General features: G+C 71.9%; 17 protein-coding genes. 12 read left to right on the forward strand and 5 right to left on the reverse strand.

Translation table 11 applies throughout. From position 1 onward, the window contains the following. Positions 1-60: 60 nt before the first annotated feature. Positions 61-390 carry a WhiB family transcriptional regulator gene (locus tag ACFY01_RS37230; protein ID WP_132856135.1) on the reverse strand — a complete coding sequence of 110 codons (330 nt, stop codon included), beginning with the start codon at positions 388-390 and terminating at the stop codon, positions 61-63. Positions 391-771: 381 nt separating this feature from the next. Here ACFY01_RS37230 and ACFY01_RS37235 point away from each other — a divergent pair, with 381 nt between their 5' ends. From ACFY01_RS37235 to ACFY01_RS37250, 4 genes are all read left to right on the forward strand, one after another. Continuing rightward, positions 772-1,383, forward strand: coding sequence for a response regulator transcription factor (locus tag ACFY01_RS37235; protein ID WP_003948568.1), 612 nt, complete (start codon positions 772-774; stop codon positions 1,381-1,383). Positions 1,384-1,769: 386 nt separating this feature from the next. Beyond that, positions 1,770-2,357 carry a sigma-70 family RNA polymerase sigma factor gene (locus ACFY01_RS37240; protein WP_361447966.1) on the forward strand — a complete coding sequence of 196 codons (588 nt, stop codon included), beginning with the start codon at positions 1,770-1,772 and terminating at the stop codon, positions 2,355-2,357. Between the two features lie 155 nt (positions 2,358-2,512). Next, complete coding sequence (gene guaB / locus ACFY01_RS37245) at positions 2,513-4,018, forward strand: IMP dehydrogenase (RefSeq protein WP_390740198.1); 1,506 nt, start codon at positions 2,513-2,515, stop codon at positions 4,016-4,018. A gap of 128 nt (positions 4,019-4,146) precedes the next feature. Then, positions 4,147-5,271 carry a GuaB3 family IMP dehydrogenase-related protein gene (locus ACFY01_RS37250; RefSeq protein ID WP_390740199.1) on the forward strand — a complete coding sequence of 375 codons (1,125 nt, stop codon included), beginning with the start codon at positions 4,147-4,149 and terminating at the stop codon, positions 5,269-5,271. Positions 5,272-5,447: 176 nt separating this feature from the next. On the opposite strand, the gene ACFY01_RS37255 is transcribed toward ACFY01_RS37250, so the two are convergent. After that, positions 5,448-5,975, reverse strand: a complete 528-nt coding sequence (locus ACFY01_RS37255) for a hypothetical protein (protein ID WP_390740200.1) — start codon at positions 5,973-5,975, stop codon at positions 5,448-5,450. Between the two features lie 158 nt (positions 5,976-6,133). Further along, positions 6,134-7,342 (reverse strand): nucleotide sugar dehydrogenase, encoded by a 1,209-nt coding sequence (locus ACFY01_RS37260; RefSeq protein WP_390740201.1) that lies wholly within the window; start codon positions 7,340-7,342, stop codon positions 6,134-6,136. Between the two features lie 294 nt (positions 7,343-7,636). On the opposite strand from ACFY01_RS37260, the gene ACFY01_RS37265 reads away from it, so the two are divergent. The 5 genes from ACFY01_RS37265 (at position 7,637) to ACFY01_RS37285 (ending at position 17,927) form a co-directional block, all read left to right on the forward strand. Further along, on the forward strand, positions 7,637-9,343 hold the full coding sequence (locus ACFY01_RS37265; RefSeq protein ID WP_390740202.1) for a glycerol-3-phosphate dehydrogenase/oxidase: 1,707 nt from the start codon (positions 7,637-7,639) through the stop codon (positions 9,341-9,343). Positions 9,344-9,547: 204 nt separating this feature from the next. Further along, positions 9,548-11,686, forward strand: a complete 2,139-nt coding sequence (locus ACFY01_RS37270; protein WP_390740312.1) for a serine/threonine-protein kinase — start codon at positions 9,548-9,550, stop codon at positions 11,684-11,686. 164 nt (positions 11,687-11,850) lie between these two features. After that, the gene (locus tag ACFY01_RS37275) at positions 11,851-14,379 is read left to right on the forward strand and encodes a protein kinase (protein ID WP_390740203.1); all 2,529 of its coding nucleotides are present in this window, start codon (positions 11,851-11,853) and stop codon (positions 14,377-14,379) included. A 148-nt stretch (positions 14,380-14,527) separates the two neighbouring features. Beyond that, positions 14,528-16,252, forward strand: a complete 1,725-nt coding sequence (locus ACFY01_RS37280) for a serine/threonine-protein kinase (RefSeq protein ID WP_390740204.1) — start codon at positions 14,528-14,530, stop codon at positions 16,250-16,252. A 76-nt stretch (positions 16,253-16,328) separates the two neighbouring features. After that, the gene (locus tag ACFY01_RS37285) at positions 16,329-17,927 is read left to right on the forward strand and encodes a serine/threonine-protein kinase (RefSeq protein ID WP_390740205.1); all 1,599 of its coding nucleotides are present in this window, start codon (positions 16,329-16,331) and stop codon (positions 17,925-17,927) included. 10 nt (positions 17,928-17,937) lie between these two features. On the opposite strand, the gene ACFY01_RS37290 is transcribed toward ACFY01_RS37285, so the two are convergent. Further along, positions 17,938-19,935 carry a glycosyltransferase family 2 protein gene (locus tag ACFY01_RS37290; RefSeq protein ID WP_390740206.1) on the reverse strand — a complete coding sequence of 666 codons (1,998 nt, stop codon included), beginning with the start codon at positions 19,933-19,935 and terminating at the stop codon, positions 17,938-17,940. A gap of 337 nt (positions 19,936-20,272) precedes the next feature. Next, complete coding sequence (locus ACFY01_RS37295; protein ID WP_390740207.1) at positions 20,273-21,187, reverse strand: AraC family transcriptional regulator; 915 nt, start codon at positions 21,185-21,187, stop codon at positions 20,273-20,275. 71 nt (positions 21,188-21,258) lie between these two features. On the opposite strand from ACFY01_RS37295, the gene ACFY01_RS37300 reads away from it, so the two are divergent. The 3 genes from ACFY01_RS37300 to ACFY01_RS37310 all read left to right on the forward strand — a co-directional run bounded on the left by ACFY01_RS37300 (position 21,259) and on the right by ACFY01_RS37310 (position 24,737). Continuing rightward, complete coding sequence (locus ACFY01_RS37300; RefSeq protein WP_390740208.1) at positions 21,259-22,161, forward strand: MBL fold metallo-hydrolase; 903 nt, start codon at positions 21,259-21,261, stop codon at positions 22,159-22,161. 48 nt (positions 22,162-22,209) lie between these two features. Next, the gene (locus ACFY01_RS37305; RefSeq protein ID WP_390740209.1) at positions 22,210-23,019 is read left to right on the forward strand and encodes a serine/threonine-protein kinase; all 810 of its coding nucleotides are present in this window, start codon (positions 22,210-22,212) and stop codon (positions 23,017-23,019) included. Between the two features lie 104 nt (positions 23,020-23,123). After that, positions 23,124-24,737 carry a succinic semialdehyde dehydrogenase gene (locus ACFY01_RS37310; RefSeq protein WP_390740210.1) on the forward strand — a complete coding sequence of 538 codons (1,614 nt, stop codon included), beginning with the start codon at positions 23,124-23,126 and terminating at the stop codon, positions 24,735-24,737. Positions 24,738-24,743: the final 6 nt, after the last annotated feature.

The following is a 24,743-nucleotide window of genomic DNA, read 5'->3' on the forward strand; positions in this document are numbered from 1 at the left end:
GAAATGGGCACGCGTCCGCGTGCCCATGGGGCTGGGGCAGAAATATGCAGAAACGTTCCTTCAGTTGTTCGGGGCGGTGTCCCCGCTGGTCGACGACGCCGACACCAGCCGGTTCCGTGCCCGCCCCATGAGCTCCTCGCGCTCGTCCTCGGTCAGGCCGCCCCACACGCCGTACGGCTCGCGCACCGCCAGAGCGTGTGCCGCGCACTGCGCGCGGACCGGGCACCTCATGCAGACCTCCTTGGCCGAGTTCTCTCGAGCGCTCCGAGCCGCCCCGCGCTCGCCCTCCGGATGGAAGAAGAGCGAGCTGTCGACCCCGCGGCAGGCAGCCAGGAGCTGCCAGTCCCACAGGTCCGCGTTCGGTCCGGGAAGGCGGGAGAAATCTGCCATTGCGTGACCCCTTGTAACCGTTCTGGGCGGATACCGTGCCAACGACCGTACATCTCCGGTCTAAGGAGATGAAAATATGACTCATTGAGAATCTAGCCCCAGACACCGAAAAACGGTACGAAAAAGGACTGAATGGGGCATAGGTTGTGATGAAAAGTCGAAGGTCCGCCGGGCATGTCTGCACCGTGTCGGCACCCTCACGTAGAGTGCCGAAGATGGCATGCAGCCCCGTAACTCTTTCGAGTGACCGTCGTTGAGAGTGCGGAGGCGGTTGAAAACACAAGTGCTCGGGCAGGCGTCCGAGACGTTCGACCGCACAGGTGACGATTCCGTACCAGCCTGGAGGCTCAAGGTGACGCGCATCAGCTGCGGAGGGCGGCCATGACATCCGTCCTCGTCTGCGACGACTCCCCGCTTGCCCGAGAGGCGCTGCGCCGCGCGGTCGCGACCGTGCCCGGCGTCGAGCGCGTGACGACCGCGGCCAACGGCGAGGAAGTCCTCCGCCGCTGGGGAGCGGACCGCTCGGACCTCATTCTGATGGACGTGCGCATGCCCGGCCTGGGCGGCGTGGAAACGGTGCGCCGGCTGCTGTCCGCCGACCCCGGCGCGCGCATCATCATGCTCACCGTCGCCGAGGACCTCGACGGCGTGGCCCTCGCCGTCGCCGCCGGCGCCCGGGGTTACCTGCACAAGGACGCCTCCCGTGCGGAGCTGCGGGCCACGGTGACCCAGGCCCTCGCCGACCCGACCTGGCGGCTGGCCCCGCGCCGGCTGCGCTCCGCCGAGATGGGCGCCGCGCCCACCCTCACCGCGCGCGAGATCCAGGTCCTGGAGGGCATGAGCCACGGCCGCTCGAACGCCGAGATCGGCCGCGAGCTGTTCCTCTCCGAGGACACCGTCAAGACCCACGCCCGGCGCCTGTTCAAGAAGCTCGGCGCCTCGGACCGGGCGCACGCGGTCGCGCTCGGTTTCCGGTGGGGACTGGTCCGGTAGGACGGTGAGCCCTGGGGCCTGTGACGAAAGTCCCGTCGCCCGCACGAAGGGCGGGCGAGGCACCCGTCACGACGGGGGTGCCCCCGGCCGACGGCTGGGGGCGTGCCGACGTGCAGGTCCCGCACCCGCAGGGACTTTCGCGACAGGCTCTGACGGGGGTGCCCGGCGGCTGTCCGAGCCGCCCGGTGAAGAGGCCTGTCGGTTGACCGACGCTCGTTTCGTCGCGGATGCCGCATCCTTGAGTTGTGGAGTTCCTCGGGGACGAGTCGGTCGAGCGGAAGGGGAGGGCGCAGGGAATGAGTGCCGGCGCACCTGCTCATAACGCTTCGGTGCACAACCACGAGCACGATGCGACGGACCGGACGGCCGCAAGGCACCATGGACCGATGCGCGACGACGAGGCGGGCACGGCTCAGGGGACGTTCGGTGCGCTCGTGCATCGCGCCGTCGACGGCGACGAGCAGGCCACGCACGACCTGCTCGCCCACGTCCACCCCCTCGCGCTGCGCTACTGCCGCACCCGTCTGTCCCGGCTCCCGGGCGACGCACGCCACTTCGTGGAGGACCTCGCGCAGGAGGTCTGCGTCGCGGTCCTGCTCGCCCTGCCGCGCTACCGGGACACCGGCCGTCCCTTCGAGGCCTTCGTCTTCGCCATCGCCTCGCACAAGGTCGCCGACCTCCAGCGCGCCGCGATGCGCCACCCCGGGTCCACGGCCGTCCCCTCGGACGAGATGCCGGAGCGCCCGGACGACTCCCTCGGCCCCGAGGAGCGCGCCCTGCTCAGCAGCGACGCCGAGTGGGCGAAGAAACTGCTGGCCAACCTCCCCGAGAACCAGCGCGAGCTGCTGCTGCTGCGCATCGCGGTGGGCTTGACGGCGGAGGAGACGGGCCAGATGTTGGGAATGTCACCCGGCGCGGTCCGGGTGGCACAGCACAGGGCGCTGAGCCGGTTGCGGGCGCTCGCCGAGCAGTGAACCGCCCTGCGGCGAGTACGTTCTTTGAACGGGCGCCGCTCTGGTTCAGTACGAACATACGAAGACCGCGGTCACACAGAACCGTGGAATTTGCTAGCCAAGCTTCCCGTTAGCATGGACATCCGCACCGATCAAGGCCATTTGGGGAAGGTGTCATGACTGCAAACGTCGACGGAGTGCCCGGTAAATTCGCGACACTCGGGCTGACCTACGACGACGTGCTGCTGCTGCCTGGCGCGTCGGACATGGCACCCGACGAGATCGACACCGCCTCGTACGTCTCCAAGAACGTACGGGTCAACATCCCGCTGCTGTCCGCCGCCATGGACAAGGTCACCGAGTCGCGGATGGCGATCGCGATGGCCCGCCAGGGCGGCGTCGGCGTGCTGCACCGCAATCTCTCCATCGAGGACCAGGCCAACCAGGTCGACCTGGTGAAGCGCTCGGAGTCCGGCATGGTCGCGGACCCCATCACGGTGCACCCGGACGCCACCCTCGCCGAGGCCGACGCGCTGTGCGCGAAGTTCCGGATCAGCGGCGTGCCGGTCACCGACCCGGCCAAGAAGCTGCTCGGCATCGTCACCAACCGTGACATGGCCTTCGAGACCGACCGTTCGCGCCGCGTGCGCGAGGTCATGACGCCGATGCCGCTGGTCACCGGCAAGGTCGGCATCTCCGGCGTCGAGGCCATGGAGCTGCTGCGCAAGCACAAGATCGAGAAGCTGCCGCTGGTCGACGACGAGGGCGTCCTCAAGGGTCTGATCACGGTCAAGGACTTCGTCAAGGCGGAGAAGTACCCGAACGCCGCGAAGGACGCCGAGGGCCGCCTGCTCGTCGGCGCGGCGGTCGGTGTGGCCGGTGACGCCTTCGAGCGCGCCCAGGCCCTGATCGAGGCCGGGGTCGACTTCATCGTCGTCGACACCGCGCACGGCCACTCCCGGCTGGTCGGCGACATGATCGCCAAGATCAAGTCCAACTCCTCCGGCGTCGACGTCATCGGCGGCAACATCGCCACCCGCGACGGCGCGCAGGCGCTGGTCGACGCGGGCGCCGACGGCATCAAGGTCGGCGTCGGCCCGGGTTCGATCTGTACGACCCGTGTGGTCGCCGGCGTCGGCGTCCCGCAGGTCACCGCCATCTACGAGGCCGCCCTCGCCGCCAAGGCGGCCGGTGTCCCGGTCATCGGCGACGGCGGTCTCCAGTACTCCGGCGACATCGCCAAGGCCCTGGTCGCGGGCGCCGACACGGTGATGCTGGGCTCGCTGCTCGCGGGCTGCGAGGAGTCGCCGGGCGAGTTGCTGTTCATCAACGGCAAGCAGTTCAAGTCGTACCGCGGCATGGGCTCCCTGGGTGCCATGCAGACCCGCGGCGACCGCAGGTCGTTCTCCAAGGACCGCTACTTCCAGGAGGGCGTCGCCTCCGACGAGCAGCTGATCCCCGAGGGCATCGAGGGCCAGGTGCCCTACCGCGGCCCGCTCTCCTCGGTCGTCCACCAGCTGGTCGGCGGTCTGCGCCAGTCGATGTTCTACGTCGGCGGCCGGACGGTGCCCGACCTCCAGGAGAACGGCCGCTTCGTGCGGATCACCTCCGCGGGCCTGAAGGAGAGCCACCCGCACGACATCCAGATGACGGTCGAGGCACCGAACTACAGCCGCAAGTGACGCGCACGCGCGCGTGAGGCGTGGCGTAAGGCGCATCGGGGGCGGTCCCGGAGCATCCGGGGCCGCCCTTGTCGTACCCGTCGGCGATACTGGAAGGCGCTGAACGCTTTCGTGGAAAGGCCACAGACGTGACTGAGATCGAGATCGGGCGCGGCAAGCGCGGCCGCCGGGCGTACGCCTTCGACGACATCGCCGTCGTCCCCAGCCGCCGTACGCGGGACCCGAAGGAGGTCTCGATCGCCTGGCAGATCGACGCCTACCGCTTCGAGCTGCCCTTCCTGGCCGCCCCCATGGACTCCGTCGTCTCCCCGGCCACCGCGATCCGCATCGGTGAGCTCGGCGGTCTGGGCGTGCTCAACCTCGAGGGCCTGTGGACGCGGTACGAGGACCCGCAGCCGCTGCTCGACGAGATCGCGGAGCTGCCCGCCGAGGCCGCGACCCGCCGCCTCCAGGAGATCTACGCCGCGCCCATCAAGGAGGAGCTGATCGGCGCGCGCATCAAGGAGGTGCGCGACTCCGGCGTGGTCACCGCCGCGGCGCTCTCCCCGCAGCGCACGGCCCAGTTCTCCAAGGCGGTCGTGGACGCGGGCGTGGACATCTTCGTCATCCGCGGCACCACGGTGTCGGCGGAGCACGTCTCGTCCTCGCACGAGCCGCTGAACCTGAAGCAGTTCATCTACGAACTCGACGTCCCGGTGATCGTCGGCGGCTGTGCCACCTACACCGCGGCCCTGCACCTGATGCGCACCGGCGCGGCCGGCGTCCTGGTCGGCTTCGGCGGCGGCGCCGCGCACACCACGCGCAACGTGCTGGGCATCCAGGTCCCGATGGCCACGGCCGTGGCCGACGTGGCCGCCGCCCGCCGCGACTACATGGACGAGTCCGGCGGCCGGTACGTGCACGTGATCGCGGACGGTGGCGTCGGCTGGTCCGGAGACCTCCCGAAGGCGATCGCCTGCGGCGCGGACTCGGTGATGATGGGCTCCCCGCTGGCCCGCGGGACGGACGCGCCCGGAAAGGGCCACCACTGGGGCATGGAGGCCGTCAACGAGGAGCTGCCGCGCGGCAAGAAGGTCGACCTCGGCACGGTCGGCACCATCGAGGAGATCCTCACCGGCCCGTCCCACTTCCCCGACGGTTCGATGAACTTCTTCGGCGCGCTGCGTCGTGCGATGGCCACGACCGGCTACAGCGAGCTGAAGGAGTTCCAGCGGGTCGAGGTGACGGTGGCGGACAGCCAGCACCGGCGGTGACGCTGCGCTGGCTTGGCGGTTCGTTCAGCGCGGGCCGGTGGGGGCTGGTCGCGCCCACGCGGCGGCAGCCGCATGTCGGAACAGCCCCGCGCCCCTTTCGGGGCTCGGTTGCTGCGCGCGTGTGACGTGAAGGGCCCGTCCACCTCGGGTGGACGGGCCCTTCGTTTGCCCTGCTGTCAGGCGGCAGCCTTCTTGGCGCCGGAGAACGCGGCGAACGCGGCGAGGGCGAAGAAGAGGAAGGTGAGCGGGTCGGCGTCTGCCTTCCAAGCTTCCTGGACGAGGCCGAAGTGCTGGAAGAACAGCTTCGAGAAGCTCACGCCGACCTGGTCGGCGCCGATCATGGCCTCGCCGACCAGCTGGCCGATGTAGACCGAGCCCAGCGCGAGCGCCGCGCCGACGACCCCGAGGGCGGGGTTGCGGCCGCCCACCTTGCCCGCCGTGAGGCCGATGACGAAGCCGACGCCGACCGCGGCCCAGCCGATCTCGTGCTTGGTGAGGCCGATGATCACGCCGTAGAGGGCGGCGGCGACCAGGGCGGCGCCGAGAGCGGCCGCCAGGCCGAGGGCGACGTTGTCCTTCTGGAGCGGCGCGGGCGGCACCGGCGGGGCGAACGGGGCCCCGGCGGGGGCCTGCTGGGCGTACGGGTTGGCGTCGGCCGGCTGGGGCTGCGACTCGGAGTGCGGCGGCGGAGCTGACTGGCTCATGACAGGAATCCCCCCGAAGTAAGGCGCGCACGGCTGTGCGACGAGTGGGGACATTAGCAGGCACCGACGACAACACCGACGGCGTTTTTCGCCCGGAACGACGGCGTTATGCGCCCGGAACGACGGCGTTATCGGCCCGGGATCCCCGCTCGGTCCGCTCAGAGCCGGTGCGCGGTCCCCGCCGGTGTCGCCCCCCGTGTGTCCAGCAGCAGCTGGGCCTTCACCGACAGGCCCTGGAGGTCGTACGTGCGGTGCTGCTGGAGCAGGATCGTGAGGTCGGCCTCGGCGGCGGCCTCGTAGAGGGCGTCCGCGCGTGGGACCGGACGGTCCAGGACGCTCCAGGAGCCCACGTACGGGTCGTGGTAGCTGACCGCGGCGCCCAGCCCCATCAGCCGGACGGCGATCTCCTGCGCGGGCGTTTCCTGCTGGTCGGCCAGGTCGGCCTTGTAGGTGACGCCCAGCAGCAGCACCCGCGCGCCGCGGGCCGACTTGCCGTGCTCGTTGAGCAGCGCGGCGGCGCGCTGGACGACGTACCGGGGCATCCGGCTGTTGACCTGCTGGGCCAGTTCCACCATGCGCAGATTGCGGCCGGTGTGCCCGGTCAGGTCCTGTGCGAGCCCGTGGCCGCCGACGCCGGGGCCCGGCCGGAAGGCCTGGAAGCCGAACGGCTTGGTCTCCGCGCAGCGGATGACGTCCCACAGGTCGACGCCCAGGTCGTGGCAGAGCACCGCCATCTCGTTGACGAGGGCGATGTTCACGTGCCGGTAGTTGGTCTCGAGCAGCTGCACCGTCTCCGCCTCGCGCGGGCCACGCGCGCGTACCACCTTGTCGGTGAGCCGCCCGTAGAAGGCGGCGGCCGACTCGGTGCAGGCGGGGGTGAGGCCGCCGATGACCTTGGGTGTGTTGGCCGGGGTGAAGTCACGGCTGCCGGGGTCGACGCGGCTGGGCGAGTAGGCGAGGTGGAAGTCGCGGCCCGCGCGCAGTCCCGAGCCCTCCTCCAGCAGGGGGCGGAGGAACTCCTCGGTCGTGCCGGGGTGCACGGGCGACTCCAGGATCACCGTGGTGTGCGGGCGCAGCCGCTGCGCCAGGGTGCGGGCGGCCGTCTCGACCTGGCCGAGGCCGAGCCCGCCGTCCGCCCCGCGCGGGGTCGGCGCGCAGATCACGGCGGTGCGCACCCGGCCCAGCGCCGCGGGGTCGTCGGTCGGCCGGAAGCCCCGCGCGAGCATCCGGCGCAGTTCGGCGGGGCTGAGGGAGCCGGAGTCGGGGCCGGCGGCGTATCCGAGCGTGGGGATGCCGGCGGCTACGGCGGCCTGGGCCAGGGGGAGTCCGTAGGGGCCGAGTCCGATGACGGCGAGGTCTGCGGGCATGTGGCGTGAGCCGTCCTTCCCAGTAGCCGAAGCGGGACAGGTGCGCAAGCCCGGTGGACAAGATGGACGGGCGCAATGTCAGACTAGGAGTAAATATGACCTTGATGCGGGATTGCGTTCTTGTGTCTTCCGCGTCTTCCGCTGGTCACGCGCCGGTTGTCCACAGGCTGGGGGTACGTGGTGGCTGAAGTGGGGCAAGCCGGTCAGAATTTTGGGCATGGGGGGGAGAGGAACCGGGCTTCGCCCAGCGGGTGCGGCCTACGCGAACCGATGACGGAGTAGCGGGAGGCAGCGGTGAGGACAGCGACACTGGGGCCGGCGCAGCGCGCCGAGTCCCTGGCGGCCATGGCCGAGCGTGAACTGGACGTACTGGTCGTCGGTGGCGGAGTGGTCGGCGCGGGCACCGCGCTGGACGCCGTCACCCGCGGCCTGTCCACGGGACTGGTCGAGGCCCGCGACTGGGCGTCGGGCACCTCCAGCAGGTCCAGCAAGCTCATACACGGAGGCCTGCGCTATCTGGAGATGCTCGACTTCGCGCTCGTCCGGGAGGCCCTGAAGGAACGCGGGCTGCTGCTGGAGCGCCTCGCCCCGCACCTGGTCAAGCCGGTGCCGTTCCTGTACCCGCTCCAGCACAAGGGCTGGGAGCGCTGGTACGCCGGGTCGGGCGTCGCCCTCTACGACGCGATGTCGATGGCCCGCGGCCACGGCCGGGGCCTGCCCATGCACCGTCACCTGAGCCGCCGTCACGCCCTGCGGGTGGCGCCCGCCCTGCGCAAGGACGCGCTGGTCGGCGCCCTCCAGTACTACGACGCCCAGATGGACGACGCCCGCTTCGTGGCGACCCTCGTGCGCACGGCGGTGTCGTACGGCGCCCTTGCCGCCAACCGCGCGCGCGTGACCGGGTTCCTGCGCGAGGGCGAACGGGTCGTCGGCGCCCGGGTGCAGGACGTCGAGGGCGGCGGCGAGTACGAGGTCCGCGCCAAGCAGGTCGTCAACGCCACCGGGGTGTGGACCGACGACACCCAGGCACTGGTGGGCGAGCGGGGGCAGTTCCACGTCCGCGCCTCCAAGGGCATCCACCTGGTCGTCCCCAAGGACCGCATCCACTCCACGACGGGGCTGATCCTGCGCACGGAGAAGTCGGTCCTGTTCGTCATCCCGTGGGGCCGGCACTGGATCGTCGGGACCACCGACACCGACTGGGACCTCGACAAGGCCCATCCGGCCGCCTCCAGCGCCGACATCGACTACCTGCTGGAACACGTCAACTCGGTGCTCTCGGTGCCCCTGTCGCGCGACGACGTCCAGGGCGTGTACGCGGGACTGCGCCCGCTGCTCGCCGGGGAGTCCGACGCGACCAGCAAACTGTCGCGGGAGCACACCGTGGCCCATCCGGCGCCGGGGCTGGTGGTCGTCGCGGGCGGCAAGTACACGACGTACCGGGTGATGGCGAAGGACGCCGTCGACGAGGCGGTGCACGGGCTCGACATGCGGGTCGCCGAGTGCGTCACCGAGGACGTCCCACTGCTGGGCGCGGAGGGCTACCGGGCGCTGTGGAACGCGCGTGCCCGCACGGCCGCGCGGACCGGGCTGCACGTGGTGCGGGTGGAGCACCTGCTGAACCGGTACGGCTCGAACGCCGAGGAGGTACTGGACCTCATCGCCGCCGACCCCGGCCTCGGCGAGCCGTTGCAGGCCGCCGACGACTATCTGCGCGCCGAGGTGGTGTACGCCGCCTCCCACGAGGGCGCCCGGCACCTGGACGACGTACTCACCCGCCGCACCCGCATCTCCATCGAGACCTTCGACCGGGGCACCCGCAGCGCCCGCGAGGCCGCCGAGTTGATGGCGCCGGTGCTCGGCTGGGACAAGGACCAGATCGATCGCGAGGTCCAGCACTACGAGAAGCGGGTCGAGGCCGAGCGGGAGTCGCAGCGTCAGCCTGACGACCTGACGGCGGACGCGGCGCGGCTGGGGGCGCCGGACATCGTGCCGTTGTAGGCCGACGGGAGGCCCGCGCGATTCGTACGGCCTGGTGCCGTCCGGCCCTTTGTCGCCGCCCTCATCCCGATATGCCGAACCCCACCTCACCCGGCCCGCACGTTCCACGGGCCTCCGGCCGAGTCCGGGGCCCCCTGGGCGTCGAGCACTTGTCGGGTGAGGGACAATGGAGGCTCTGTCAGGGCGGGTTGCATGAGGGGACGCATGTCGGAGGCGGAGCGGGCGGGGACATCCCGTCAGGAGACTCGTCAGGACAAGAACGAGGGGCGTCTTCTCGCGGGTCGGTACCGGCTGGGAGACGTACTCGGGCGCGGCGGCATGGGCACGGTGTGGCGCGCCGAGGACGAGACCCTCGGGCGGACGGTCGCCGTCAAGGAACTGCGGTTCCCGACGAACATCGACGAGGAGGAGAAGCGGCGCCTGATCACGCGCACCCTGCGCGAGGCCAAGGCGATCGCCCGGATCCGCAACAACAGCGCGGTGACGGTCTTCGACGTGGTCGACGAGGACGACCGGCCCTGGATCGTGATGGAGTTGGTCGAGGGCAAGTCCCTCGCCGAGGTCATCCGCGAGGACGGCGTGCTGAAGCCCAAGCGCGCCGCGGAGGTCGGGCTCGCGGTCCTCGACGTGCTGCGCTCGGCGCACCGCGAGGGCATCCTGCACCGGGACGTGAAGCCGTCCAACGTGCTCATCGCCGAGGACGGCCGGGTCGTGCTCACCGACTTCGGCATCGCGCAGGTCGAGGGCGACCCGTCCATCACCTCGACCGGCATGCTCGTCGGCGCCCCCTCCTACATCTCCCCGGAGCGTGCCCGCGGCCACAAGCCCGGCCCCGCGGCGGACCTGTGGTCGCTCGGCGGCCTGCTGTACGCGGCGGTCGAGGGCGCCCCGCCCTACGACAAGGGGTCGGCCATCGCCACGCTCACCGCGGTGATGACCGAGCCGCTGGAAGAGCCCAAGAACGCCGGCCCGCTCAGGGACGTCATCTACGGGCTGCTCAACAAGGACCCGGACAAGCGGCTCGCCGACGCCGGCGCCCGGGCCCTGCTCGACGCGGTGATCAACGCGCCCGGGCCGGACGTCCTGGACGCCACCCGCGTCGTCCCGCTGCCGGCGCTGCCCGGCGGGTCCGACGACAAGGGTGGTGCGGGCGAAGGCGGTTCGGGCAAGGAGCCCGGTGAGAAGCTGCGCGGGGCGCTGCGTTCCGTCCGCAAGGCCGTGGCGTCGGGGACGGCCACTTCCGGCTCCGCGTCGCGGACGAAGAGCGGCAACGGCGGCGCCGTCGGCGCGGGTGCCGGTGCCGGTGCCGGGTCCGGAGCGGCCGCGGCGACCGGTGGAGCGGCTGCCGGGAAGCCCTCCGCGGGGAAGTCGACCGGTGCCGCGGCCGGAGCCGCGGCCAAGGCGTCGTCGTCGCCCTCGCCCTCGTCCTCATCCCCGTCTCCGTCCTCGTCCGTGCCGGGGCAGCGGTCGGGCGAGGGGGCCAAGAAGCCGAGTTCGGGGTGGCCCGTGGTGCCGCCGCCGGACCTGGATCTGCCGCCCAGGACCGTGCCCAGGGCGCCGCTCACAGACGTGGTGCCCAAGCGGACGCTGGTGATCATCGCGGTCGTCGTGGCGCTCGCCGTCCTCGGCACGGTGCTGGCCGTGGTGTTCGGCGGTGACGACAGCGACTCCTCCAAGGGCGCGAAGAGCGGCGGCGGCAAGGCCGTGGCGAGCGCGAGCGCGAGCGGCAGGGCCGGCGGCGGCTCGGGCGCCGGCACCAAGGAGGACAAGGGCGGCGGCACGCGTACGGACGGTGACGATTCCGGGTCCACCACGACCGGCACCTCCACGACGCCGGGCACGGTCGCGAGCGCGAACACCGCCGACAACGAGGACGACAACGGCTCGTCGGGTTCCGGCGGATCGAGCGCGTCGGCGGTGTCGACCTACAAGGGCGGTCAGGGGTACTCGATCGGGCTGCCCAAGGGCTGGAAGTTCCAGACCGGCGACGCCGCGGGAGACCGTTTCACCGGGCCCGACGGGCAGAAGCTGCTCGTGGCCTGGACGAGCACGCCCAAGAACGACCCGGTGGCGGACTGGAAGAACCAGGAACGCTACATGGTGAAGGCGCAGTACAAGCGGATCCGCATAGAGTCCGTGGACTACCGCGGGTGGAACACGGCCGACTGGGAGTTCACCTACGCCGAGGGCGGGACGAAGTACCGGACGATCGACCGCGGATTCGTCGTCAACAGCCATCAGGCGTACGCGCTCATGTACACAGCGAAGGCGGCCAAGTGGGGCGGCGAGCTGCGCAAGGACACCTGGAAGACCCTGACGACGTCCTTCCAGCCGAAGAAGTGAGCTGATCCGGAGCCGGTTCGGGGCGGGAGAATCCGGCATCCCTCAATGCAGGTTGCCTCTGGCACGTATCGTGAGTGGTTGCGGACCGTACGCATCCACGTATGCGTACAGAACGGGCCGCGCCGCGAGCGGATTTGACCAACCGGGTGGCCGGGGGAGGCACTGTGGACGACTATGCGGGTCGGGTACTCGCCGACCGCTACCGCCTGCCGCTGCCGCCCTCCGACGAGTACGAACTCACCGAGACCCGGGCCTTCGACACCTACAGCGGGCAGGAAGTCCTGGTCCGCCAGGTCCCGTTGCCGGAGGTCGTCGAGGCCGAGGTGCTCGACGCGGAAGGGCTGCCCGACGGTTTCACGGCGCGTCAGAGCGGAGCGCGGCGCCCTCCGGCGGCCCGGGCCGCCACCCGGCAGCCCGCCGACCCGGCGGTGCGGCGTGCCGTCGAGGCCGCGCAGGCCGCGGCCCGCATCCCCGACCACCCGCGGCTCGACCAGGTCTTCGACGTCTTTGCCGAGGGCGGCTCGCTGTGGATAGTGAGCGAGCTGGTGGCGGCGCGTCCGCTCGCAGCGCTGCTGGCGGAGCGGCCGCTGACGCCGTACCGGGCCGCGGAGGTCGCCTCCGACGTGCTGATGGCGCTGCGGGTGCTGCACGGCCACGGCTGGGTCCACCGCAACATCACCGCGCGCACCGTACTGATATGCGACGACGGGCGCGTGATGCTGACCGGTCTCGCGGTCGGCGCGGCGGAGGAGGCGCTCTCCGGGTACGACCCGGTGCCCGCCCAGGACGGCTTTCCCGAGCGACCGACCGGGGACGGCCCCGACGGCCTCACCGGTCCCGTCCCCCCGGGAGCACCCGGTGGGGTGGCCGCCGGAGAGGTGGATCCCGAGGCGGCCCGGCGCGCCGCGATCCAGGCACGCGCTGCCGGGGGGCTCGCTCCCGGCGCGGAGGAGACGGGCGCCGGTCCGGGCCCGGGTACGCCGGCCCGCCGGGAGCTGGAGAGCGGCGGGGACATCAGGGCCGCGCGTGCCGGGGCGATCGCCGCGTACCGCGCGGGCGCGCGGGCCGCGGCGCGCGTGCAGGAGGCCCAGCAGAACGGACGGGCCGCGCTGCCCGGCGCCCGCCCGCCCACCGAGGACGACACCGCCGTCACGGCCCAGGCGAACGGCTCGGCCCAGCCGCCGTACACCGTCCCGGCCCAGGGCACCGACCAGCGGACCGGCACGACGCCCCCCGGCCAGATCGCCGACCCCTACGGTGTGCGGGCCGCGCCCTGGCGCGGCGCCGCCCCGCGCAGCGCCCCCGAAGCCGTGCCCCCGGCCGTGACCGGCGGTCAGCCGCGCACGGCGCTGCCCCCGGGGGAGACCACGGGAGAGACCACGGGCACCGGCGGCACCGCACCCCACTGGGACGCCCCGGCCCGCCGCACCCCCTCCGCCCCCGCCACCCCCCTCGCCGCGGAGCGGGCACGGCAGGTGCGGATGACCGTGGTGGGGCCGGTGACCGAGCGGTGGGCGCCGGAACAGGCCGGCCCGGTGCACGAGAACTGGCAGCTGGCGGCCCCCATCGGCCCGGCCACCGACCTGTGGGCGCTCGGCGCGCTGCTCTTCCGGGCCGTACAGGGACACGCGCCGTACCCGGAGGAGTCGACGGCCGAGCTGGTTCAGCTGGTGTGCGCGGAACCGCCCGCCTTCGCGGAGGAGTGCGGGCCGCTCAGGCCCGTGGTGGAGTCGCTGCTGCGGCAGGACCCCACCGAGCGGCTCGACTTCGAGGAGCTGGGCGGCTGGCTGCGCTCACTCGTGCGCTCCGCGCCCGAGCCGGAGGCCGGTACGCACGTGATAGCGGCGCCGCCCCCCGACCCCAGCCGGCTGCCGATCGTGCGCCGGCGCGGCGAGCTGGTGCGCAGGCGGCGCGCCGGGCTGCCCGCGACCAGCGCGCACGGCCGGCACAAGCGGGCCAGGCAGGAGGCGCGCTCGCCCCGCAGCCTCGGCCGCACCCTGCTGTTGCTGATCCTGCTCCTGCTGGCCGGCGCGGTCGCCTACGCCATGCTCTTCATGCCGAAGTCCGAGAACAGCGGCGGAGCGGCGAGCGGCGACCGCACGGGAGCCGCGGGGAACGCGAGTCAGGCACCCACCCCCAGCGGCTCGCCGTCGTCGGCCGGGACCTCGCCGAGCACGGATCCGGGCTCCTCCCGGTCGGCCCCCTCCACCGAGACCCAGACCACCACGAACCCGGACGTCGCCGACGGATTCACCCTGAGCAAGGACTCCGAGGGCTTCCAGGTCGCCGTCGCCAAGGGATGGACGCGCACGCCCAAGAACGGGCGCGGAGAAGTGGTCTACTCCCACGGGAACTTCGAGCTCATCGTCGTATCGGGGCGGGACGGCGCGTCGAAGTACGGCAGCGACCCGATGGCGTACCAGCGGGACAAGGAGAGCGAGCTCCAGCCCTACCGCGACTCCAGCTGGGCCACGGCCACCGGACTCAGGACCATCGAGGTGGGCGGACGGACCATGGCCGAGGGGCAGTTCACCTGGACCGACGGCGACGGACGCGACCTGTTCGTACGCAACATCGCGATCCTCATCGACGGCCGCTACCACATCGTGCAGGTCCGCGGCCCGGAGGCGGAGCGTGACGAGGTGACGCGGCTGTACGAGCAGGCGTCGGCCACCTACCGGTACACCGGGTGACGCCGAGACCACCGCCCGATGGTTGCCTCCGGTCCCGCGAAGCGAAAACCGTCACAGTGCTGTCTCCATGACCCCCCGCTTGTTCCCTGTCGGCAGGTAGGTCCTTAGTCTGACCCTGTCAAGAGCATTGCGGGGCAACGTGAATCAGATGCAGGGCCTGCTCATCGCGGGCCGCTACCGGCTCGCCGAATCCATCGGCAGCGGCGGCATGGGCCGGGTGTGGCGCGCCCACGACGAGGTGCTGCACCGGACGGTCGCCGTCAAGGAGTTGACCGCCGCGCTCTACGTGTCCGAGAGCGACCAGGCGGTCCTGCTCGCCCGTACCCGGGCCGAGGCCCGCGCCGCCGCGCGCATCAACCACTCGGCCGTCGTCACCGTGCACGACGTACTGGAGCACGACGGCCGTCCGTGGATCGTGATGGAGCTGGTCGAGGGCAACTCGCTGGCCGACGCGGTCAAGGAGCAAGTGCGCCTGGAGCCGCGGGAGGCGGCCCGCATAGGCCTGTGGGTGCTGCGCGCGCTGCGTGCCGCGCACGCCGCCGGGGTGCTGCACCGTGACGTCAAGCCGGGCAACGTCCTGCTCGGCCGGGACGGCCGGGTCCTGCTCACCGACTTCGGCATCGCGCAGATCGAGGGCGACACCACCATCACCCGTACCGGAGAGGTCGTCGGCTCGGTCGACTACCTGGCCCCCGAGCGGGTGCGCGGCCACGACCCGGGCCCGTCCTCCGACCTGTGGGCGCTCGGCGCCACCCTGTACACGGCCGTCGAGGGCCGCTCTCCGTTCCGCCGCACCTCGCCGCTGACCACCATGCAGGCGGTCGTCGAGGAGGAGGCCACCGAGCCGCAGTACGCCGGCCCGCTCGGGCCCGTCATCACCGCCCTGCTGTGCAAGGACCCGGCGCAGCGGCCCGGCGCGGACGAGGCGGAGCACATGCTCGCGGAGGCCGCGGAGGGGCGACGGCCGAGCGCGGCTCAGGCGTTCGTACCGACGCAGCACGACGGGTCGTTCACGCGGACGGGACCGCAGTACTCCTCCGGATCGGGGTCCCAGTACTCCAGCGGGTCGGGGACGCCGTACTCCCCGGAAGCGGCTGCGCCCCCGTACGGCCAGAACCACAGCCACAGCCAGAGTCATGGCCAGGGCCCCGTCACCACACCGACGGCGGTCGCGCCCCCGGCCGTTGCCCAGCCCCCGGCGGCCGCCCGTCCCCGGCGCCGCCGCCTGCGTACGCTCGCCCTCGTCGTCGCCTTCGCCGCCGTCCTCGGCGGGGTCGGCGCGGTGGCGTGGCAGAAGTTCGGCTCCGAGCAGCAGCAGGACGACAGCGCCTCCGGCGCCGCACCGGCTCCCGGGGATTCGGCCTCCTCCTCCCCGGCCTCGGAGGGCGGCATCCCGGCCGGCTGGAGCACCAAACACGATCCGCTGGGCTTCAGCATCGCCCTGCCCGCCGGGAGTTGGAAGCGCTCGGAGGACACCCTGGACGGCGGTATCAAGCAGATCGACTACTCGCCCGACAACGGCATGCACTTCGTCCGCATCGCCATAGACACCTCACCGGACTTCCTCGACGCCAACTCGCACCAGAAGGACCTCGACGCGTACCTCCAAAAGCACCTGGTCGGCTACCGGCAGACCACCCTGAAGACCAACACCTACCGCGACTGCAAGGGTTCGCTGTGGGAGTACACCTGGGACGCGCTGGCGAAGGACCCCCCGTACGTCGCCGGGCCGCGGCACGCCATCGAGGAGACGTACTTCTCGCGCGAGGGCACCGAGTACGCGATCTACATGTCCACGCCCGAGAAGGACTGGGTGAAGACGAACAAGCAGTTCAAGTGGGTGCTCCAGAGCTGGCAGCCGCCCGCCTCCTGACCTTTCGGGCGTCGGTTGTCGGCCACCCGGGCGTACGGCCCGGAGCGGTCGCGTCCGTGTGGGGCATGATGGGCCCATGGGGACCGAGGGGGACGACTTCCGTGTGATCGCGGGCCGGTACCGTCTGGAGGCACGGATCGGGCGCGGCGGCATGGGTGTGGTGTGGCGGGCGACCGACCAGTTGCTGGGCCGCCGGGTCGCGGTCAAGGAACTCGCCCTGGAGGCCTCCCTCTCGGACGACGAGGCACGGCAGCAGCGCGACCGCACCCTGCGCGAGGCGCGGGCGGTCGCCCAGTTGCGCCACCCGCACATCATCGTCGTGCACGACGTCGTGGAGGACGGCGAACGCCCGTACATCGTCATGGAGTTGATCGACGGCGGTTCGCTCGCCGACCGGATCGCGGCGCGCGGCCCGGTCGACGCGGCGGAGGCCGCCCGGATCGGCATCGACCTGCTGAGCGCGCTGCGCACGGCGCACGAGGCCGGTGTCCTGCACCGGGACATCAAGCCCGCCAACGTGCTCGTCGAGTCCGGCACGGACCGCGTCGTCCTCACCGACTTCGGGATCGCGCAGGTCTCCGGGGCCACCACACTCACCGAGACCGGCTCCTTCGTGGGTTCGCCCGAGTACACCGCGCCCGAGCGGATGTCCGGGTCGCGCACCGGACCCGCCTCCGACCTGTGGTCACTGGGCGCACTGCTGTGCACCGCGCTGAGTGGCGAGTCGCCGTTCCGCCGGGACTCGCTCGGCGGCATCCTGCACGCCGTCGTCGCCGCGGAGATCCACCCGCCCGCGCAGGCCGAGCCGCTGCTGCCCGTCGTACGGGGCCTGCTGGAGCGTGATCCGGACCGGCGGCTGGGCGCGGCGGAGGCGGAGCGGATGCTGCGGGCGTTCCGGGAGACGGGCCGCACACCGGGGCCTCCGGTGGCGTACACGCCGACCCAGCGGGACGTCCCCCGCCACACCCCGCAGCCCGCGCCCCCGCCGCAGCCGCCTCCGGCCGGGCACTCCACGCGGGGCGTGCTGGTGGCGGCGCTGCTGGTCGCCGCGATGGCAGGGGCGGGCGTGTCGGCGGCGGCGCTGCTGATGCACGGGGGCGGCGGGGACGGCGGCGGTACGCCGACCAGCTCGGCGCCGGGCACCACGACGAGTGCGTCCGCCTCACCCACCCCCACGGTCACCGTGACCCGGAGCGCCGCCACCAGCCCGGCCGCCGCGAACTCCCACACCGCGCCTTCCGGTTACCGCCTGGTGCGGGACCCGGCCGGCTTCTCCCTCGCGGTGCCGGACGGCTTCACCCGGGACCCGCAGGGCGAGCGCGTCTTCTACATGTCGCCGTGGGAGACCTTCCGCCTCGGCATCAAGATGGCCGACCCGCAGACCGGCGGCCCGCTGGCGGTGATGCGCCGCTCCGCCGCCGGCGGCAGCAGCACGAACCCCGGTTACCACGACGGCCGGGTCACGCGAACCACGCACGACGGAAACCCCGCCGCGCTCTGGGAGTTCACCTGGAACGGCTTCAGCGCGTCGGAGGGCCCCAGGCACACCTACGACCTGTGCTGGGAGGAGGACGGCCGGATGTACGACGTGTGGGTGTCGGCGCCGGTGGGGAAGGTCGCGGAGGCGCGGGAGTACTTCGACGTCGCGGTCGACACGTTCACGCCCTCCGGCTGACCCGTCGTGCCTACCTGAGCCGTCTTGCGATCCCCTTCACGAGTTGGGTCCTCGCCACCTCCAGCGCGAACCGTCCGCCGCCGTCGGGCACGGGTTTGGCGTACCAGGGCAGGCCATGCCGGCGCCACTTGGCCGGAGCGAGGCCCTGGGGCAGCTCGGGAAGCGGCAACACCCAAGGCCCGAGCCGAAGCTCGCCGCCCCACACACCGGCCGGCAGTGCGGCCACCGGTACCCGCACCACGAAGTCATCGCCTGCGCACGAAATCTGACGGGCGTTGAGGGTGCCCCCGCTCTCACCGCCCGTCAGTCCGACCACCAGGGCCCCCTCCGGGTACGAGGCGAGCGTGCACCGCCCGGTGACCTCCAGCTCGGTGGGCGCGTCGGCGGCCCAGCGGATGCCGTCGAGGCCGAGGTGGGGCAGCACCTCGTGCTTGCGCTCGCCGAGGTCGAGGGTGAAGTTGCCGTACGGCTTGGTGGTGTAGAGGGTGACGGCGCGCAGCTCCTCGCCGGTACCGGCGACCACGTGCGTGCTGGCCCTGCTGGAGACATTCTCGGCCCGCTTGCTGCCGACGCGGACCTCTTTGGACAGACCCTGGGCGCCGATGGCGAGGGAGACGTCCCACAGCCCGTCGGGGAGCGGCTCGCCGTCCGCTGCGGTGGTGATGTCGACGGCGACCTCGAAACCGGCGAGGTCGTAGGCGAACCGCCCGCGGTCCTCCGCCGCCCCCAGCCCGGGCGTCGCGGTGTGCGTGACGGGCAGCCGGTACTCGGCCTTGCTGTCCCGCTCCCGCAGGACCAGCTCGGAGGTGACCTCGCGTGTCTCGACGCGGTGGAGGTAGCCGTGGCCGGCCAGGTGGAGCGTGGTGCCGTGCAGCTCCGCGCGGGTGACGAGGTGTCGGGTGCCGAGCTGGGCGGTGACGTCGTAGCAGCTGTCGGGGACGGGGTGGGCGGGGTCGCGGAGGAAGGGGTAGCGGGCGTAGGCGCGGCCGTTCTCGACGAGGAGGGGGGTGGCAGCCTTGCTCCGGGCGCTCTCCCTCTCGAACTCGACGACTTCCAGCAGTTCGTCGAGCATGCGCTCGCGGACGAGGTGCAGTCGCAGCCGGGCCATCGCCGAGAGCCGGTCGTTCAGCCCGTCATGCCACAACGGCTCGATGGTCTCAGCCAGTTGGTCGAGCATCTTCTCCTGGGTCTCCCGGGGCTCGAAGACGAGCTGGTCCGCGAGGATCTGCTGGACCTCCACGGTCAGGTGCCGGTGGGCCAGGTGGTCCCGTCCAGGGCCCGGCGGCACGTTGTCCAGGATCAGGTCGACCATGCGTGGCAGGAACCGCAGCCGGAGTTCCGATCCCTTCAGCCGACGGGTGATGTTGCCCTCGTCCTCGCGCAGCACCCAGAACAGGCAGTCGTAGTCCGCCACCACGGAGATGCCGGAGGCGTGCAGGTATGCCGCGCCGACGAAGAGCTGGTCCTCGCCGATGGCCAGGTCGGTGGGGAAACGCAGCGCGTGCCGCTCCAGCAGCTCCCGGCGGAAGAGCTTCATCGGGTTGAGCGTCCAGTAGACCCGGGAGGAGAAGACGTCCGTGCGGGGCTGGTTGCGCTTGAACATCGACTTGGGTGCGCCGCGTCCACCGACGCCGACCATCTTGCCGAGGACGACGTCCGTGCCGTTGTCCTCGGCCATGCGGACCATGCGTTCCAGGGCCTCGGGGCCGAGGTGGTCATCGGCGTCCAGGAAGTACACGAACGTACCGCGGGCCAGCTCCAGCCCGGTGTTGCGCGGCGCGGACGGACCACCCGAGTTCGCCTGGTGGACGACGCGCAGCAGCCCCGGGTAGAGGCCGCTCAGCCGCTCCAGCTCGTCCGCCGTCCCGTCGGTCGAGCCGTCGTTCACGACGATGACCTCGAGCTTCTCACGGCCGATGCTCTGCTCGGCGACAGAGGTGACGCAACGCGTGAGATAAGGCATCGCATTGTACGCGGCGACAATCACCGAAATGGTGGGCTCGGCCATCTGGTGTTCTCCAGAGAATACTGGGCGTACTCCAGTTGATAGGGGCTCCGATATTCCTGGAGGCACTATCCGAGTCAGGAGGAGACTTGACGGTAGGTGAACCTACCATGCACTAATGATGGTTGCAGTGTGAGGAGTCGGCGAAGCGGTCATATCAAGCCGATTTGGCGGGTGCGATCGGCGGATACGGGCCGCGTGGAAGTGCGGTTGGCCTGCGGTTTTGTTGACCGGTCCTGGTGTATGTCTGTCAATTGGTGAGCGGCTGTGACCCATATCTCCGCTTGCAGGGGCAACCTGGAAGTGTGAGTGGCTGTCAGGGCCCTTCTTCAAGGGGTTTTCAGACAGCCCGAACGCCCTGCCGATACCGCCCCGGAGTGACCCCGAACTCCCGGCTGAACGCGTGCGAAAGGGCGTACGGGCTGGCGTAGCCGGCGTCGCGGGCCACGGTGGCGAGGGGGGCGTCCGTGTCGCGGAGGCGGGTGGCCGCCAGGGTCAGGCGCCACCAGGTGAGGTAGGCCATGGGCGGGCGGCCCACGAGGGAGGTGAAGCGGCGGGCCAGGGTCGCGCGGGAGACGCCTGCCTCGGTGGCCAGGCGGGCGTTGGTCCAGGGGGCCGACGGGGCGGCGTGCAGGGCGCGCAGGGCCGCTGTGGTCACCGGGTCGGACAGGGCCGCCGACCAGGCGCCGGTGCTCGCCTCGGTCAGCCACGCCCGGACCATGTAGACCAGGAGGAGGTCCAGCAGGCTCGGCAGGGCGAGGGTCGCGCCCGGGCGGTCGCCGGTCAGTTCGCGGGCCAGGAGGTCCACCGCGGCGCGGAGTTCGGGGTGGGCGCCGATCCGGTTCCGCAGGTGGACCACCTCGGGCAGTTCCGCCATCAGCGGGTGCACCCGGGCCCGGTCCAGGCGGTACTTGCCGCACAGCAGCTCCACCTGGGGTCCGTTGCCGACCTGCCTCACGTCCGCCTCCGTCACCTCCTCGAACGGCACCGCCCGCCGCGCATCCCCCGCCGACACCGGACCGTCCGCCAGCACATGCCCCGCCCCGTGCGGCAGCAGCACCACGTCACCCGTGCCCAGCGCCACCGGTTCGCCGCCCCCGTCGGGCAGCAGCACGCAGTCGCCACCGAGGACCACGTGGAAGCCCGCCCCCTCGTATGCCGACAAGCGCACGCACCAGCGCCCGCTCACCCGCAGCCTGTTGGAGGACGGCCGCCCGGTGCGGACGACGGAGATCGCGTCGCTCACCACATCCATGAGACGTAAGCGTATCCGCCTGAGTCTTGCGGGCATTGGAACGCTCACACCACGCCCCTAGCCTCCCAGTCATGGCTGAAGACAGCGTGCAGAGATTCGTGATCGGTGATGTCGAGGTCCTCCGGATCGTCGAATGGCAGGGCCCCTTCGTGCCCGCGCCCGACCTCGTCCCCGGCGTCGCGCCCGAGCTGTGGAAGGAGTACGAGGAACAACTCGCACCCGACCACTGGGAGCCCGGCAGCGACCGGGCGGTGGCCGCGATGCAGACCTGGGTACTGCGTAGCGGCGGGCGGACCGTGCTGGTGGACACGGGGGTGGGCAGGGGGCGGGAGCGGCCCGGGAACCCGCTCTTCCACCGGCGGGAGGGCGACCTGCCGGGGCGGCTGGAGCGGGCCGGGGTGCTCCCCGAAGACGTCGACGTCGTCGTCAACACCCACATCCACGCCGACCACGTCGGCTGGAACACCCGCGACGCGGGCGGCGAGTGGGTGCCCACCTTCCCCGGCGCCCGGTACCTCCTGCCGGCTGCCGACGACGCCCACTTCGGGCCGGACGGCGGGTACGGCGGGGGCGTGCGCGTGGACGACCGGCTCGTGTACGAGGACAGCGTGGCGCCCGTGCACCGGGCGGGGCTGGCCGAACGATGGGAGCGCGAGCACCGTATCGACGAGCACCTCACCCTGGAGGCCGCCCCGGGCCACACCCCCGGTTCCTCCGTGCTCCGGGTCGCCTCGCGCGGTGAACGCGCGGTGTTCGTCGGGGACTTGCTCCACAATCCGGTGCAGGTTCTTCATCCGGAGTGCAGCAGCTGCTTCTGCCTCGACCCGCGGCAGGCCGCCCGGAGCAGGCGGCGGGTCCTGGAACGGGCCGCCGATCAGCAGGAGTTGGTCATCCCGGCGCACTTTTCGGGGGCCGGTGCCGTGGAAGTGCGACGGGTGGGCGACCGGTTCTCACTCGGTCGCTGGGCGGCCTGACCCCACCCGCGTCGACAAGGGCACGGTGCGCACGGTACTCATGGGACCATGAGCGAAGACGGCGAACGTGCGACCGACGTGCGTCTGCTCGGTGGGCGCTACCGGCTGATCGAGCGTATCGGCACCGGCGGCACGGGCACCGGCACCGTATGGCGGGCGCTGGACGAGTCCACCCGGCGGTACGTCGCCGTCAAGCGGCCCCTGCCGCCAGGCGACCCGGAGGACGAGGAGCACACGCGGGCCGCCCACCGGCTGCACCGCGAGGCCCGCGCCGCCGCCCGCGTCGACCATCCGGCCGCCGTGCGCATCCACGACGTCGTCCTGGAGGACGGGCTTCCCTGGATCGTCATGGAGTTCGTCCTCGGCGAGTCCCTGCACACGCTCCTGGGGCGGGGGCCGCTGCCGGTCCCCGAGGCCGCCCGTATCGGTCTCGCGGTGCTCGGCGCCCTGCGCGCGGCGCACGCGATCGGCATCGTCCACCGCGACGTCAAACCGGCCAACGTCCTCCTCGAATCCGGCACCGACCGCGTCGTCCTCACCGACTTCGGCGTCGGGCACGTCCACGACCCCGGCTCCCCGGCCGACACCGACTTCGTCGCACCCGAACGGAGGGCGGAGCCCGGCGCGGGCCCGGCTTCCGACCTGTGGTCCCTCGGCGCACTGCTGCGCGCCGCCGTCGGGGACGAGCCGGTCCCGGCCGGGGAGACCGCCGGGCTCCACTCGCTGGTGGCCCGTCTGCTGACGCCGGAACCGGCCGGGCGGCCGGAGGCCGAGGAGGTGGCTGCCGTGCTGGGCGCGATCGTCGAGGGCGCCGGGAAATCCCGGCCGGCGCTGGCCGCCACCCCCACAACGCCCTGATCAGCGCATTCGCTGCCAGTGGTCACTGGCGTCGTGTGAGCGGTCGGTGAATCCCCGTTACCCACGGGTACCCAAAGGAGTGGTTCCGGCATACCCTGCGCCTCATGACGGACTCGCAGGCCCCGGAAAAGACCGGCACCAACCCCCTCGCCCCCGCCCCGGACGGCGCCCGTACCGCCGCCGACGTGGTCACCCCGGAGCTGATAGCGCAGCTCACCAAGGGCGTGGTCGGCTCCGGCAAGACCGAGAGCCACACCCCCTTCACCGGTGACAAGCTGGCCGACCTGCCCGAGTCCACCCCCGAGGACGTGGCCGACGCCTTCGACCGGGCCCGCGCCGCCCAGGCCGTCTGGGCCCGGACCCCGGTACGGCAGCGCGCCGCCGTGCTGCTCCGCTTCCACGACCTGGTGCTGGAACGCCAGGCCGAGGTCCTCGACCTCATCCAGCTGGAGACCGGCAAGGCCCGGCTGCACGCCCACGAGGAGGTCCAGGCCGTCGCCGTCGCGGCCCGGCACTACGGCCGCAAGGCACCCGCGTACCTGAGGGCGAAGCGGCACGCCGGCGCCGTACCGACCCTCACGAAGGTCACCGAACTGCGCCACCCGCGCGGAGTCGTCGGCCAGATCGCCCCCTGGAACTACCCGCTGGAACTGTCGGTCGGCGACGCGCTCCCCGCGTTCGTCGCGGGCAACGCGGTGGTGATGAAGCCGGACACCGAGACCTGCCTGACCGCCCTGTGGGCCCGCGACCTGCTCATCGAGGCCGGACTGCCCGCCGACGTCTTCCAGGTCGTGCTCGGCGAGGGACCCGTCGTCGGCCCGGAGGTCGTCAAGCACGCCGACTACGTCTCCTTCACCGGCTCCACCCGCACCGGCCGCGAGGTCGCCCAGGGCGCCGCCGCCCGCCTGGTCGGCGTCTCCCTCGAACTCGGCGGCAAGAACGCCATGCTGGTCCTTCAGGACGCCGACCTGGACAAGGCCGCCGCGGGCGCCGTCCGCGCCTGCTTCTCCTCCGCCGGGCAGCTGTGCATCTCCATCGAGCGGCTGTACGTCCACGAGTCGGTCGCCGACGCCTTCCTGGAGCGCTTCGCCGCCCGCACCAAGGCCATGCGGCTGGGCAAGTCCCTCGCCTACGGCGCCGACATGGGCTCGCTGGTCGGCGACCGGCAACTGAAGGCCGTCACCCGGCACGTGGAGGACGCCGTCGCCAAGGGCGTCACCGTGGTCGCCGGCGGGGTCGCCCGCCCGGACATCGGCCCGTACTTCTACGAGCCGACCATCCTCGACGGCGTGACCGAGCCGATGTCGGTGTGCACGGAGGAGACCTTCGGCCCCGTCGTGTCCATCTACCGCTTCAGGACCGAGGACGAGGCGGTGGAACTCGCCAACTCCACACCGTACGGACTGAACTCCTCGGTCTGGACGAAGGACGGCCGCCGCGGCCGCGAGATCGCCGCCCGGCTGCGCACCGGCACCGTCAACGTCAACGAGGGCTACGCCCCCGCCTACGGCAGCGTCCAGTCCCCGATGGGCGGCATGAAGGACTCCGGCCTCGGCCGCCGCCACGGCTCCGAGGGCATCCTCAAGTACACCGAGGCCCAGACGATCGCCCAGCAGCGGCTGCTGCCGATGGCGCCGTCGCTGGGCATGGACGACGAGAAGTACGCGGCGTTCATGAGCACCAGCCTGAAGCTGATGAAGGCGTTCCGCTTCCGCTAGCCAACC

Origin of the sequence: Streptomyces sp. NPDC001480, from assembly GCF_042894725.1 — a bacterium.
In the GTDB taxonomy this organism is placed as follows: Bacteria; Actinomycetota; Actinomycetes; order Streptomycetales; family Streptomycetaceae; genus Streptomyces.